Annotated in this window: 15 protein-coding genes and 2 other annotated features; of the genes, 4 read left to right on the top strand and 11 right to left on the bottom strand. The window is 35.9% G+C overall.

Going from position 1 to position 13,507, the window contains the following annotated elements; genetic code table 11:
• Window positions 1–37 precede the first annotated feature (37 nt).
• Window positions 38–697, top strand: coding sequence for a TetR/AcrR family transcriptional regulator (locus tag ACEPXG_RS17280; protein ID WP_391205137.1), 660 nt, complete (start codon window positions 38–40; stop codon window positions 695–697).
• Between the two features lie 38 nt (window positions 698–735).
• Here the strand turns inward: ACEPXG_RS17280 and ACEPXG_RS17285 are convergent, their stop codons facing one another.
• The 3 genes from ACEPXG_RS17285 to ACEPXG_RS17295 form a co-directional block, all read right to left on the bottom strand.
• The gene (locus ACEPXG_RS17285; RefSeq protein WP_391205141.1) at window positions 736–1,191 is read right to left on the bottom strand and encodes a GNAT family N-acetyltransferase; all 456 of its coding nucleotides are present in this window, start codon (window positions 1,189–1,191) and stop codon (window positions 736–738) included.
• Window positions 1,192–1,354: 163 nt separating this feature from the next.
• Window positions 1,355–1,786, bottom strand: a complete 432-nt coding sequence (locus ACEPXG_RS17290; protein ID WP_391205144.1) for a MarR family winged helix-turn-helix transcriptional regulator — start codon at window positions 1,784–1,786, stop codon at window positions 1,355–1,357.
• A gap of 66 nt (window positions 1,787–1,852) precedes the next feature.
• Window positions 1,853–3,448, bottom strand: coding sequence for a DUF2339 domain-containing protein (locus ACEPXG_RS17295; RefSeq protein ID WP_391205147.1), 1,596 nt, complete (start codon window positions 3,446–3,448; stop codon window positions 1,853–1,855).
• 184 nt (window positions 3,449–3,632) lie between these two features.
• On the opposite strand from ACEPXG_RS17295, the gene ACEPXG_RS17300 reads away from it, so the two are divergent.
• Window positions 3,633–4,019, top strand: coding sequence for an NUDIX hydrolase (locus ACEPXG_RS17300; protein ID WP_391205150.1), 387 nt, complete (start codon window positions 3,633–3,635; stop codon window positions 4,017–4,019).
• Window positions 4,020–4,153: 134 nt separating this feature from the next.
• The gene (locus ACEPXG_RS17305; RefSeq protein WP_391205153.1) at window positions 4,154–5,017 is read left to right on the top strand and encodes an AraC family transcriptional regulator; all 864 of its coding nucleotides are present in this window, start codon (window positions 4,154–4,156) and stop codon (window positions 5,015–5,017) included.
• A 160-nt stretch (window positions 5,018–5,177) separates the two neighbouring features.
• On the opposite strand, the gene ACEPXG_RS17310 is transcribed toward ACEPXG_RS17305, so the two are convergent.
• Window positions 5,178–5,573, bottom strand: a complete 396-nt coding sequence (locus tag ACEPXG_RS17310) for a VOC family protein (protein WP_391205156.1) — start codon at window positions 5,571–5,573, stop codon at window positions 5,178–5,180.
• Window positions 5,574–5,666: 93 nt separating this feature from the next.
• Between ACEPXG_RS17310 and ACEPXG_RS17315 the strand changes: the two genes are divergently transcribed.
• The gene (locus ACEPXG_RS17315) at window positions 5,667–6,140 is read left to right on the top strand and encodes a VanZ family protein (protein WP_391205159.1); all 474 of its coding nucleotides are present in this window, start codon (window positions 5,667–5,669) and stop codon (window positions 6,138–6,140) included.
• A gap of 110 nt (window positions 6,141–6,250) precedes the next feature.
• Here ACEPXG_RS17315 and ACEPXG_RS17320 read toward each other — a convergent pair whose 3' ends face one another.
• From ACEPXG_RS17320 to ACEPXG_RS17350, 7 genes are all read right to left on the bottom strand, one after another.
• On the bottom strand, window positions 6,251–6,754 hold the full coding sequence (locus tag ACEPXG_RS17320; protein WP_391205162.1) for a GNAT family N-acetyltransferase: 504 nt from the start codon (window positions 6,752–6,754) through the stop codon (window positions 6,251–6,253).
• A gap of 214 nt (window positions 6,755–6,968) precedes the next feature.
• The gene (locus tag ACEPXG_RS17325; protein ID WP_391205165.1) at window positions 6,969–8,219 is read right to left on the bottom strand and encodes an IS4 family transposase; all 1,251 of its coding nucleotides are present in this window, start codon (window positions 8,217–8,219) and stop codon (window positions 6,969–6,971) included.
• Between the two features lie 130 nt (window positions 8,220–8,349).
• The gene (locus ACEPXG_RS17330; RefSeq protein ID WP_391205168.1) at window positions 8,350–9,135 is read right to left on the bottom strand and encodes a nucleotidyltransferase domain-containing protein; all 786 of its coding nucleotides are present in this window, start codon (window positions 9,133–9,135) and stop codon (window positions 8,350–8,352) included.
• Entirely contained in the window at window positions 9,128–9,688 is a 561-nt protein-coding gene (locus ACEPXG_RS17335) for a GNAT family N-acetyltransferase (protein ID WP_391205171.1), read from the bottom strand. The genes ACEPXG_RS17330 and ACEPXG_RS17335 overlap by 8 nt, the downstream gene beginning before the upstream one ends.
• 69 nt (window positions 9,689–9,757) lie before the next feature.
• A complete protein-coding gene (gene thrS, locus ACEPXG_RS17340; RefSeq protein ID WP_391205174.1) occupies window positions 9,758–10,960 on the bottom strand; it encodes a threonine--tRNA ligase in 1,203 nt (400 codons plus the stop codon).
• 56 nt (window positions 10,961–11,016) lie between these two features.
• Window positions 11,017–11,241: a binding site (T-box leader), on the bottom strand.
• Window positions 11,242–11,279: 38 nt separating this feature from the next.
• Window positions 11,280–11,506 (bottom strand) — a binding site (T-box leader).
• Between the two features lie 65 nt (window positions 11,507–11,571).
• Entirely contained in the window at window positions 11,572–12,861 is a 1,290-nt protein-coding gene (locus ACEPXG_RS17345) for an FAD-dependent oxidoreductase (protein WP_391205177.1), read from the bottom strand.
• A 139-nt stretch (window positions 12,862–13,000) separates the two neighbouring features.
• On the bottom strand, window positions 13,001–13,264 hold the full coding sequence (locus ACEPXG_RS17350; protein ID WP_391209978.1) for a hypothetical protein: 264 nt from the start codon (window positions 13,262–13,264) through the stop codon (window positions 13,001–13,003).
• Window positions 13,265–13,507 lie beyond the last annotated feature (243 nt).

Raw genomic sequence — 13,507 nt, forward strand, 5'->3', positions numbered from 1 at the left:
AATTATTTCTTTAATGTAGTTGGGGGTGATCTTACAAATGAATAAGAAAGAATTGAAACGAAGAAGAATGTGGACCTACTTCATAGATGCTACAGAGGAATTAATAAAGACAGAAGGATTTCAACAAGTAACGATACGAAATGTCGCTGAAAAAGCTGGTTATAATAGTGCGACGATCTATAACTATTTTGCGGAGTTCTCTCATCTATTATTTTTTGCCTCTTTAAAATTTTTAAGACCTTATTTTACAAAGGTTACCAATGAAATGAATAAAGAGGATGATCCCATTAAAAAGTACATCATTACTTGGGAATGTTATAGTGAATACTCCTTTAATAATCCCGACATTTTTAATTCCGTTTTTCTCATGGACTTAGGGGATCATCCTGAAAATTTACTTGAGCGCTATTATGAACTTTATCCATCTGATTTATTGGAAATTCCTGAGGAACTTCATCCACTCATATTTGATCGAAATATCTCATCCAGAGGTCGTTTTGCCCTAAGTGGAATTGTTGCTGATGGCATATTAAGTGAGGAAAAAGCGGAAGAACTAAATGAGCTTACCAACTTAGTTTGGCAAGGTATGTTCTCCAACATGTTAAATAACCGAGCATATTATTCACCTGAAGAGGCTCATGAACGTACGATGAAATATGTAAAGAAAATAATCTACATGATGGTTGATGAAAACTAAAAGGAGCATTCCATTTCCAGGAATGCCCCTTCTTTCAGCTATAATTCTTTCTCCATAACAATCTTATGGGTCCCTTTTTCACTCGTAAAAGTTTCCATTACATCAAATCCATGCTTAATATTTAATAGGAGCATTTCTCGTCTTTTATTTCTAGAAATTGTACGAACCTTCGTGTAGCCAAGTGAGCTAATCAGCTTATGTTGTCGTCTCATAAGTTCAGAAGCAATTCCTTTTCCACGATAATCAGAATGGATTCCTCCGAGCCAGCTATAAAAAGTGTCCTTTGCAAATTCGTACCCAATTTTAAAACCTACAACTCTATTCCCATCTAATGCTACAAAGATTAATAGATTTTCTTTCTTTACTAACTCTTCTTCTGTAAGTTTTGCACCTTCAAATACATGTTCATGGACTTCCATAATTCCAGCAAGTATTTCGGAACTCAGTGTTGTCAGGAAATATAGGAATTCCAATTGGCTATCCCGATTCAACATCTTTCACCCATCTCTGCAATCTTTTTCAACTCATTTGCTATTTTCATTCGAATTCCTAGTAGTTTTCGTATGAATCTCCACGTCTCTAGCAAAATCAAAACACTTATTAATGGGAGCCTCCATATATGTAGTATGTTTTATTACAGGCAAATGAACCTACCTCTCACTTTTCTATTTCACTCAAATTTTGGAGTATCTTTTCATATAAGGTTAATAGTTGTTTAAGTTCTTCCTCACTTAATGCACTAAATAATTCAATGTGAAGCTTTTCTCCTTTTACTATCGCCTCTTGTAGTAACTCTTCTCCTTTTGGAGTAATTTTAAGCAAAACATTACGGCGATCCTCTTCATTGTATATTCTTTCTACATATTTTTCTTTTACCAGTTTTGTAGAAATGTTCGTGATAGCTCCCGGCGTGTATCCTAAACTTGATGCCAACACCGTGGATTTCTGTAGTCCATTTTTATTGAGCTCTGATAAAACGAGTACTGGGGACAAACCGATACTTTTGTTAAACGATTTTGTAAATCTAACTATTGTTTCATTCGATAAAGTTTCGAATTTTCGTATCACTTTAAAAATATCTTGTTCCAATGCAAACTCCTCCAAAATATAAACGTCATTACAGTTATTTTAGCTTACTTTTTAAAGAATTGGCTTTTATTTTTTATAATAAGCACGGGACACGAGTAATCCAACCGTTCCAAGAACGATGAATAGCAATGCTCTAACAGGTACTGAAACTAATGGTATGTCTAATAAAATAATTTTTGCTAAAGTAAAAAACAGTACACCAACACCGACATACTTTCCTTGTTGCAACGAATACCGGCGACTTAATAACATATATAGAATAGATACAGCAATCCATAAAGAACTAGTAAATAGACGCTCCAAATTACTTCCGGAATCTCCTGCAATAATACTAGCAATCATCTGTAAAAAGTATAGTAACAAAACGCTGAAATATGCTATCCCGATATTAAAAATCATATACTTTTTCTGTTTGCTTATAGCTGCGAGCAAATAAATTCCATAGCCAGTTATCACTATAAAGACTATCCAGTGCAACATCTCCCATGAAAACCAACTAGTAATGGGAGTGTAGAATACATAGCACAATGCGATAAAGTAGGTGATACCAAACAGGGTTGCGTGTAATATATGATTGAACTTTTTATACACTAACAAGTAAATAATACTCAAGCCAACAATTCCTTCAAAAAATAAATCATCTATTTGTAGCTGCATAAGCATTAACAAAGCGATTGAACCATTTGCTATAAAAATTGGCGTACGAATCAAGTCGTTCTTATACATATACAGGCAAACTCCATACACAAGTGCAATGACCACTAATAAAAAGGATGCTTCATTTTCTGTGAAAACAATCCGAAACCACATTGCAGTGAAAAGCATAACTGAAAAAAGTGTATAAGCCTGATCCTTTAACATTCGTTTTGTTTTCAAGAAGCCAATCAATAAAGCTCCATGCTGTAGCAATATCGGAAGAACAGCAATCCATTTGAATGCTTCGGGTATATTAGTAAAAATAAAAAATACTACTATAGCTATTTGTAGCAAAATGGTAGAGATATAATATAAAGCTTTATAACTATATCGAAGTGCTATCCACAAGAAAAGTATAAAGAGGAGGGCTTCATAAAATGAAAACAGCGGAATATTTGGTGAAACACTTTTAATTAAAAATGGGACAAATACTCCTCCTACAGTGGAAACAATTCCAATTCCTTGTGATTTGAATTTATAAGTTAGAAATAACCCCAATATAATCCAAGTTACATTTAAAATAAAGGATATTCCAGGTCCAGTCATCGCATAGAGTTGATGCATTGCAAAAGTGGTTAACATGAAAATAGGAATAGCCCCGCCTAGAAGCATTTGTCCTAAACTTTTCCGACTTTGTTTTATTTGCCATACACCTAATCCGATTAGTACGAAACCAACGATATATCCAAGTGCAACTTTTACTTGAGCATTTAAAATACCGTAATCAGAGGCAGCCTTGAATGCCCAAAGGATACCTACAATAAAAACAATTATAAATAAAGGTGGCAAGATTTTCTGAAATATAAGTGTATCCCATTCAATTGCTGTTTTTTCTTGTTGTTTCGTATGGACACTAGGATTTTGAGATGGAACGATAGATTGTTTCATATATAATTGTTCCTCTAAAAAACGAACACGCTGTTCCAAGTGCGCTACTCTTTTTTCTAGAACTTTATTCTCTCCCATTTAAACCCTCCTTCTGAATAGCTTCTACTCATACTATTAGACAAATGATGAAAATATCCTTTATTTATCCTCTTCGTTCTTTTTTCAGCCTGACAATTAATATTAGTTCATTCATTATTTTCACTCTTTACGATTAATTATTGTTATACTTTTACTATTAAAGAAGATACGAGGAGAATTACACATGAGAAACCGAGGAGCCACTGTCATTATCGAAAACGGCCGTGTTGCGCTTATCAAAAGAACAAAACCGCATATGACCTATTATGTATTTCCAGGTGGTGGCATCGAAAGTGGTGAAACCCCGGAACAAGCAGCAATTCGAGAAACGTACGAAGAACTCGGCGTTAACATCCGAATTCAACGCTTACTAAAAGTACTAGAACAAAATGGAACACAACATTTTTTCTTAGCAGATATTGTAGGTGGAAGCTTTGGGACAGGTACAGGAGAAGAATATACACATACTTCTATTGAACGCGGAACTTACGAACCAGTATGGATTGATATCGATGACCTTTCTTCCTTTGAAGTTCGCCCTCGAGAAATTGTGGATATAATTCTCTCTTAATCAAAAATCACTTGTCGTTTTTAAGTTTAGATTTTCAGCCTTAGTTTGAAGTTAGTTGAACAGTCCAAAGTTAGCACAAAATGACAGGATTCATCGTTTATAATATCTTATGATATATGCAAGGAGTGATGGCCATGGGATGGGTGGAGTCGATTCAAAAAGCAATTAACTATATGGAAGACCATTTACTAGATGAGTTGAAAATGGAACAAATCGCGAAAGAAGCAAATTCTTCGGTATTCCATTTTCAACGAACGTTTGCGATTTTAACGAATATATCCGTAGCAGATTATATTCGACAAAGACGACTAACATTAGCCGCACAGGAATTAATGAATACAGATAACAAAATAATCGATCTCTCCTTTAAATATGGCTACGATACTCCCGAAGCTTTTACAAAAGCCTTTCGCAAACAACATAGCATCACGCCTAGTGAAGCACGAAAGAAACTAGGTAAATTAAAATCGTACAACCGCCTGGTAATCCAGGTGAGCTTGAGAGGAGCCGAACCGATGAAGTACAAAATTGTAGAGAAAGAAAGTTTTCAAGTAGTTGGAGTAAAAAGAACGTACAATTGTAAAAACGGAGAAAACTTTCAAGGAATCCCAGTATTCTGGGATGAAGTAAATGCAGATGGTACAGATAACTTACTGTTCCAATTAAACAATGGGACAGTAGAAGGTGTGCTAGGGGTTTGTGTTGCAGACAAGGCTTATCAAGAGAACAGCTTGATTGATTATTGGATTGCAACAGCTCATGAAGGGGATGTACCAGAGAAATTTTTAGGAATGGAAATCCCAGCATCGAAATGGGTCGTATTTGAAGTGCATGGTCCTATGCCAGATGCTATGCAAAACACATGGAAGCAAATTTTTTCTGAATGGTTTCCATCTAACCCTTACGAGCATGCAGGTACACCAGAGTTAGAAGTGTATTCCGATGGGAACGCGTCTAGTCCGGATTATTATTCAGAGATTTGGATTCCTATAAAGTAGAAAGAAAAGTATCACCCAAGGAGTAATAAAACCACTTCTTAGGGTGATACTTTTTAAGGAATTAACTAATCGGGTTTGCTCATCATCCAATCTTTCTGGTTGATCATCCGATTTTCATCGCTGATCATCCGATTATTCTCACTCATCATCCGATTCTCCATTAATTAGCTAGATTCAACTGCCATGATACCCCAAACTTATCTTGCACCCAACCAAATTTCTTACTAAATGGATACTTGTCAATTGGCATTAATAACTGCCCACCCTCTAATAGCTTGGCATAGGCTTCATCAATTTCTTCTTCCGAATCACACTCAACAAATAAAGATAAAGAAGGTGTGAATGTGAACGCATGTTGAACAAAACTATCTGTACACAAAAACTCTTGCCCATTAATTGAGAATGCCGCTTGTGATACTTCTCCTTCTTTTCCAGGTCCACCTGCACCAAAGTGAGTTAGCCGAATAATCTCTGAATCCTTGAATATAGTAGTGTAAAAATTAATTGCTGCTTCTGCTTGGCCTTCGAACATTAGAAATGGTGTGATTTTAGACATAGTATTAAACTCCCTCACTTTTTATTTAATTTTAACATAACCTTATTTTTATGGGGGAATGAAAATTCCCTGTTTTTATGTTACTGTTTTGATATGAAAAAAATAATTCCTCTAGTCATTTTACTTATCATCGTGTTCATTGCATCTGGACAATCATCTGAACAGCAAACACTTATCCCTCTATTAGAGAAGTGGCTGCCAAATAAACCACTAGAATCCTATCTTTCCGTTCTACACATACCATATTGGGGCATTCTAGTTTCAATTGAGGAACGTGGTTACTATTCCTTTGTTGAGTTTTTGATACGAAAGGGTACGCATTTTTTGTATTTTGGTATCATTGCTCTCGCCGTTTATACTGCTTTACCGAAATTCAAATATCGGATCCTTACTGCAGCAATTCTGACAATGCTCTTTGCCATTGCCGATGAATTTCACCAGTCATTAACAAGCGGACGTACAGCTACCGCTCAGGACGTTATGCTCGATACAGTTGGTGCTATTAGTGCACTTCTATTATGGAAGTTTATTAAAATAATAAAACAAAGGAGATTCGCAAAGGAGTAATCCTTTAGCGAGTTTTCTTCTATAGAAAGACAAGTCCAAACGTGAAAGAGTTAGAACAAGCATCAAGTGAATGATAGGCTTAACCTTAACTTTTCTGCTTACCTTTTGGATTATAAGATTAGTACCATATGATCCTCATCGTAGTATGTATCTTCCACCTTTAGCGCTTTTTCTTCCACACCAAAAACTTTAAATCCTAACTGTATGTAAAGTTTCTTTGCTGCTTCATTGGTTGATACAACAGACAGATTAAGTTTTTCAATTCCTTCTATTGTTTTAGCTTTTCTTATTGCTTCAGTGACCAATGCTTTGCCAACACCTTGCCCACGCGTCACTGGACTTACGTACATTGCAAAAATATTAGCACGGTGTTTCAGTTTTAAAGAACTTTCTTGAACTAACGTAACCACTCCAACTAGCTTATTCTGATCGAATGCCCCAAATGTATAGTTTCCTTCAGTTCGCAGATTATTTTCCACATGTTCAATTGGATTGGGTCTTTGTATTGCTTCCTCGTAACTTGAGGCAAATGCTTCTGGGCTTTGTTGTAATGCTTCTAACCTTAATTCCCAGTAAGCACTTGCGTCGGCTGGCGTTAATAATTTTATTTCCATAGTTTATTCCTCACTAATAAAGTTTTCTTTATATAATTGATCATTAGCGTTGCATAAAAATTTTAATCATTTGTCAAAAGAGACGAAATACCCAACTTGTGTAGAAGTCGGAATATTCCGAACTATGTTTGATTTTAATTTTTAAAAAAAGTCAAAGCAGCTATAATTGGTAGCCCTTATCCACATTTTGTAAATTATTTATAATTTATACGAACTAGAAAATTGGATCATACGTTAAATCGTCTAAATGCTCCACCTCTCTTTCATCGAACTGTCTGACAATGTGCTGAAATTCTCTTTCCCAGTCGTACTTTTTACGCCCATTTGATGTTCTTGTGGGTGGTCTAAATAGAGCTTTTACAAATGCATTAAATGGCTTGAAAAGTAAGTTTTGAAGCGTTTCTTTTACATCTAAAAGAGGTCCTTCATGGTTTAATCTCAGTTGTAGTAAGACTTGTAAGCAATAGGTGATGAGCGCGATCCAAATTTGCGTGTACACGGCGTTTTGACTTTTTCCATAGAAGCTTTTGATTTTTAAGTGCTGCTTCATCCATTTGAAAAACGTTTCGATTTTCCAACGATAGCGATATAAATCGCCTACTTCTTTAGCGGATAAATCAAAACAATTAGTAAGAATGATGATGTCATTTTCTTCGCTATCTTTTGTTTGGATTAATCTCACAGGGTTTTGCATCTTGGTCCCATTTTGCTCATTGCCTAGAATGACTTCTTGATCCGAGAAGATATGATTTTCTACGTCTGGTATTTGTTCGTTGAGTACTTCGATTTTCGCATTTTTCTTAAGTCGCGTAATGAAGGGAATCCCTCGATCACAAAGCACATCATACTGTTGATAGTCTGTATAGCCTCTGTCAAACAGATGAATCGCATCGGAGTCAATATCAACTAACTTGTTCATTTGCGTGCGATCTGCGTGTTTTGCCGGTAGAATTACCGCCTGGTCTGGAAGAGTCACATCTTTTGTGACAACCACGCGCAAATGAAGTCGAACACCTGCTTTTGTTTTTCGAAACGTTGCCCAAGGATATTGACTTAGACTCATCGATATTGTAGAAGAATCAATGACAAGCAGCTTACGAATATCGCGAAGAATTGGTTCGTTACTTTTCATCTTCGACTGAATGGAAACGACGAGGTGACGAAAGACTTTTTCAAATATTGCCGGTGTTAGCAAGGATTGTTTACGTGAAAGCTGTGAATCACTGATGGCATCCATCTGAATAAACGTTTGAAATTCTTCCGTATCTTTGAGGTGTTTCGCTAACTTTTTCATCGATTTTTTTTCATTTACCTGTGCAATGATAAACAGCTGAAGAAACTTGTAAGCAGTCAACTTTTTAACGTAATGATCAAGATTTATAACGTTTATGATTTTGGAAAATGTTTTTTCATCTAATACATTTAGTAATTCATTTAGTGTGGATTTTGTGGTATCCTTATCCATGGTGAGCTCCTTTTAATTGGGATTTGGACAGAACTACCAAACCTAATTATAAGGAGTTTTTTTGTGGAATGGAATAACAAATAGTGTAATAATTTTAGATATAAAGACTCTTGATAAATGATGTTTTAATTTATTGCAATGTTAATGATAATTGATGTGTAAACAATATAAAATCTCTACAATCTTTTGCTCTTTTTATTTTGCTTTTATACAATGACTTCCTATTTGTTCCTATTCGAATTCGTGCACCTTCATTTAAGAGAAGATGCCATCTTTCTGGCACTGATCCTAAACATAACTTAACTGCCTCATCTTTTGAGAAAATATCTTGTTGTTCAAGCGAGCATATGATTCTACTAATCGTATAAGTTGTGGTTTCTATCATACTATCGAACAAAAATAGATACATTTTTTTAGTTTTGTTGAACCAGTATTTGTTCACATTATATTCCAACGTTTTCAAGATATCTTCCCAATTTGTCGGGATATTTAGTTCTTCTATTGGCGTACCTTGCAACGATATCCCATGCTGTTTTAAAACCCACCATGTAATATGATTCACATCCCAATGCCCAACACTTACTTTTCCATCCGAGCAATATGGGTAAATCGGTTGCTCTACATTTGTTTTGCCTACTAAACTTGCTTGAACGTAAACCCCGTCCATACGTTTTCCAAATTCATAATTGTTCATTTGTGAATGGATTGCTTTAATAGCCACCACTTCTTGATTACTGAGTTCGCTCTTCAATAAAACAATAAAGTCGATGTCACTTTTCTGTTCATTAAAAGCGCCTAAAGCAATCGATCCATAAATATAAACACCTTCCATTATATTTTCAGGTAAATGTTTATTGAGCGCTTCTACAAATAGTTGTGTAAAAGTCTGAACACTCTTTGGTAGACGTTCATTCATATTTTTTGTACTCCTCTTTCAAAATGGAACAGATCGCAGCGTCACAAAAACGTCCTTTTTCAAAGGAAGATTTCCGCAAAGTTCCTTCATAGATAAAACCAGCTTTTTCAAGCGTCTTTTTAGAAGCTGTGTTTTCTGGGTCATAAAGAGCTTCGATTCGGAAGAGTCCCATTTCTTCAAAACCATATTGCATTACAATCGGAAGAACTTCTGTCATAACTCCTTGTTGCCAATATTCTGGTGTCACTTCAAATCCTACTTCTGCTTTAAAGTGCTCCTTTTCCCAATTGTGATAACCACAGCTGCCGATAATTTTATTCTCGCTTTTTGTCGCAATTCCCCAGCGAATGCCTTCATTGATTGCAAAGCGTTTTTGCCAGTTTTCAATTAATTGAATAGCTTCAGCCACATCCGTGAACGTATCCAAATCATAGTATTTTGTTACTTCATCTAATGAAAAATAATGAAACACTTCATTGGCATCGCTTACTTCTATTGGGCGTAATCGAAAACGTTCTGTTTCTATATGTGGAAAATTATTAAATATATTCATAAAACCCCTCCTCTAATGATATTCGTTAATAATAATGAAAAATCCTTTATAAAGAGGGGATACATTTCGTTATATTCTTTGTTCACCTGTTAAATGTCCAATTAATTCATCCATATCCATTTCTCCAATACTACCTACTTTATGTTTTCTCACAGAGACCATACCCTTCTCCATTTCTTGATCTCCTATAATCAACATATAAGGATGCTTTTGCATTGCCGCTTCCCTAATTTTTAAACCAATTTTCTCTACTCGGTCATCCATTTCAACTCGATATCCTTCTTGCTCAAGCCTCTTTTTTACTTCTTCTGAATACGAAATATGTGCGTCCGCTATCGGTAAAATTTTCACTTGAACAGGTGCAAGCCACAGTGGAAAGCTTCCTTGAAAATGCTCTAAAAGAATAGCTATAAAACGTTCGATGGAGCCATAAATAGCACGGTGAATCATAATAGGTTGTTTAAATGTATTGTCTTCATCTATATACCGACAATTGAACTTTTCAGGCATTTGGAAATCGAGTTGCACTGTTCCACATTGCCAGCTACGACCAAGAGAATCTAAAACATGAAAATCGATTTTAGGTCCGTAAAATGCCCCGTCCCCTTCATTTACTTGATATTCTAATTGCTTCTTCTTCAATACCGATTCAAGCGATTGCTCTGCTTGATCCCAAACTTCTACTGCACCCATAAAATCCTCAGGACGAGTAGAAAGCTCTATCCTATAGCTAAAACCAAACTCTGAATAAAATTCATCCACTAAATCGAGTACTCTATCTATTTCACTTTCTATTTGGTCTTCACGTACAAATAGATGCGCATCATCTTGAGTAAATGCTCGAACCCGTAACAGTCCATTTAATGATCCTGATAGTTCGTGACGATGAACTAAACCGAGCTCTGCATATCGAATTGGCAGTTCTCTATAGCTTCTTTTTTTACTGTTGAAAATCAGTACTGCACCGGGGCAACTCATTGGCTTAATCGCATATTTTTGATCATCTACATCCGCAAAATACATGTTTTCATGGTAATGATCCCAGTGTCCTGACTTCTCCCATAGCTCTTGCTTCATCATAATCGGAGTTTTAATTTCTAGGTATCCTGCTCGTTGATGCTTTGTTCTCCAAAAATTTTCAAGCTCATTTCGTAACACCATCCCATTCGGTAAATAGAAAGGCATTCCCGGCGCTTCCTCACTAGACATAAATAATTCCAATTGCTGACCTAGCTTTTGATGACTTATTCTTTCCTCTGCATTTACTGACATTGTAATTCCTCCAATTTATTATTTTGTTAAATACAAAAAGACCACACCCATCCCGGTAAAGGGACGAGTGTGGTCGTGGTTCCACCCTAATTTTGCAACACAAAAAATGGATTGCTCTCATACAAGATAACGGTTCTCCCGACTATAGTTAATCGCATGAATGCTTTCCCTATAGTAGCTCTAAGGTGGTAAATCATTTTTTTCTTCAGGGCTCTCAGCCAATGACCCTGTTCTCTGACAAAAAAATTGAAAATGATTCGTGTCCTTTTCTTCGCTTCATTATTTATTTGTATATACAAAAAGACCACACCCATCCCGGTAAAGGGACGAGTGTGGTCGTGGTTCCACCCTAATTTTGCAACACCAAAAATGCATTGCGCTCATACAAGATAACGGTTGCCCGATTATGGATAATGGCATTCATCGCTTTCCCCATAATAGCTCCAAGGTGGTAAATCATTCGTTTTTCTTCAGGGCTCTCAGCCAATGGCCCTGTTCTCTGATAAAAAAATAAGGAATGATTCGTGTCCTTTTCTTCGCTTGTTAATTTTCTGAAACTGATTTTGATTAGTATATGCAACAAACAGAAAATCGTCAAGGTCTTTGTTCGCTTATTTTCTTCCTATTCGCTTTGCCAATTGCTGTAAAGGATCCCAAACTCCGTTGAATGGTGGTGCATAGGCAAGATCTAAATCTAATAAATCAGTTACCGCCATTTGATGATAAAGTGCCGTAGCCAACACATCAATTCGTTTATCTACTCCATTTCCACCTATGATTTGACCTCCTAGTAGTGATTGATTGTCTTTTCGATAGAGTAATTTTATGTGCATCTTCTCCTTTTCAGGGAAATAACCCGCAATATCGGTTGCTTGCTGCATATATGTTTCGTACTGAATACCTAACTGCTCCACTTCTTTTTCAGAAAGCCCAGTTTTACCAAGGGATAAATCAAAAAATTGCATAATGGAAGTTCCAACAATCCCTTTGAATTCTTCTCTTACATTTCCCATCATATTGAGTCCAGCCAAACGACCTTGCTTGTTAGCTGTAGTACCAAGAGGAATGTAATCATCTTTTTGTTTGATTCGATGAAAATGTGTAGCACAATCTCCTGCTGCATAAATATTTTCCACATTTGTTTCTAAATGAGCATTAACAATAATTGCTCCATTAGGGAGCGTACTAATTCCAGTGTCCTTCAAAAATTCTGTCGTCGGTTTTACACCTATTGCTATTAACACTAAATCGGTTTGGTAGCTTCCTTTGTTCGTTATGACCGATTCGACTCTTTTCCCACCAGAAAACGATTTTACTTCTTCGTTCAAGATTACTTCCACATGCTGGTCAGCAGCTTCTTTGTGAATAAAAGTTGCCATGTCTTTATCAAAAATGCTCGCTAATTGATCTCCGCGTTGAATAATACGCACTTTTTTTCCGAGTGCCACAAAGTTCTCCGCCATTTCTAGTCCAATATAACCTCCACCGATAATCGTCACCTGTTGCACATTTTCTAAATCAGCTATAATCGCTTCTGTATTAGGTATTGTTTTAATCGTATGAATTCCAGCTAAATTACTTCCATCCCATTTAGGAATTACTGGACTAGCTCCTGTAGCTATAAGTAGTCGATCATAGTTTACTTCAAATGTATCTTTTGTTTGCAAGATGTTTCCCAATACTGTTTTATTTGCTACATCAATATTTGTTACTTCATATCCCGTCTTTGCGTCTATTCCATATTTACTTCGAAATGTTTCGACACTTCTTGCAATAACATCCTCAGAAGATGGAACATGTTTTCCAACTACATAAGGTAAACCACATTGTCCATATGAATATATATGTCCTCTTTCAAGTGTAGTAATTTGAGCAGTTGGTTCCTTTCGAACAATTTCCATTGCCGCACTCATTCCTGCCGCATAAATAGCCCTCCCTATGAGTTTCTACCTTACTATTACTATACCCATAATTATTATTTTGAACTTAAAGATTCTTTATGCATACAACGAATGATAATACGACTGAAATAACCTTCTCTCAATTGTTATTCATTTTACTCTCTAAAAAGGTAAGTTCCTCCTCAATCAATTTGGTATCCAACCGTTCAAATAATGGCGAAACAAATGATAATGTGTAGCTTTTCTTTCGGATTACTTTCCAACTAAATCTATCAAGATTCAACATTTCCTTTACTGTTGCACTAGAGAATGGAAGAAATGGTTCTAATATTCGGGAGACGTTTGCAATGATGAAAACACAAGTAAAGAGAGTATTATCACACGAATCTTTGTCTTCGTTAATTTGTTTCCATGGTTGCTCATCAAAGTATTTATTTTGCCATCTCCTTTTAAAATTTTAAATTAAATACAAAAAACCTCTTCCTAAAAAAGGACGAGGTTAAACCCGTGGTACCACCTAAATTTATAAACAACTTCCGCTGCTTACCTTAGTGAGTATCCAAAATAATACTCCGGCCTTTATAACAAGTGCCGATTCTTGTCGTAGCTTACTAGTATTAATACGTTCAGTACTAAGCTCAAAGGC

Source organism: Psychrobacillus sp. L4, assembly GCF_042944905.1.
In the GTDB taxonomy this organism is placed as follows: Bacteria; Bacillota; Bacilli; order Bacillales_A; family Planococcaceae; genus Psychrobacillus.

Bases quoted from the DNA above. Each gene is read 5' to 3' on its own strand.
- thrS (WP_391205174.1), bottom strand. From the start codon at position 10,960: ATGTCAGTAAATGCAGAGGAAAGAATAAGTCATCAAAAGCTAGGTCAG.
- ACEPXG_RS17315 (WP_391205159.1), top strand. From the start codon at position 5,667: ATGAAAAAAATAATTCCTCTAGTCATTTTACTTATCATCGTGTTCATT.
- ACEPXG_RS17295 (WP_391205147.1), bottom strand. From the start codon at position 3,448: ATGGGAGAGAATAAAGTTCTAGAAAAAAGAGTAGCGCACTTGGAACAG.
- ACEPXG_RS17305 (WP_391205153.1), top strand. From the start codon at position 4,154: ATGGGATGGGTGGAGTCGATTCAAAAAGCAATTAACTATATGGAAGAC.
- ACEPXG_RS17285 (WP_391205141.1), bottom strand. From the start codon at position 1,191: ATGTTGAATCGGGATAGCCAATTGGAATTCCTATATTTCCTGACAACA.
- ACEPXG_RS17330 (WP_391205168.1), bottom strand. From the start codon at position 9,135: ATGAATGAACGTCTACCAAAGAGTGTTCAGACTTTTACACAACTATTT.
- ACEPXG_RS17345 (WP_391205177.1), bottom strand. From the start codon at position 12,861: ATGGAAATTGTTCGAAAGGAACCAACTGCTCAAATTACTACACTTGAA.
- ACEPXG_RS17325 (WP_391205165.1), bottom strand. From the start codon at position 8,219: ATGGATAAGGATACCACAAAATCCACACTAAATGAATTACTAAATGTA.
- ACEPXG_RS17310 (WP_391205156.1), bottom strand. From the start codon at position 5,573: ATGTCTAAAATCACACCATTTCTAATGTTCGAAGGCCAAGCAGAAGCA.
- ACEPXG_RS17335 (WP_391205171.1), bottom strand. From the start codon at position 9,688: ATGAATATATTTAATAATTTTCCACATATAGAAACAGAACGTTTTCGA.
- ACEPXG_RS17320 (WP_391205162.1), bottom strand. From the start codon at position 6,754: ATGGAAATAAAATTATTAACGCCAGCCGACGCAAGTGCTTACTGGGAA.
- ACEPXG_RS17280 (WP_391205137.1), top strand. From the start codon at position 38: ATGAATAAGAAAGAATTGAAACGAAGAAGAATGTGGACCTACTTCATA.
- ACEPXG_RS17300 (WP_391205150.1), top strand. From the start codon at position 3,633: ATGAGAAACCGAGGAGCCACTGTCATTATCGAAAACGGCCGTGTTGCG.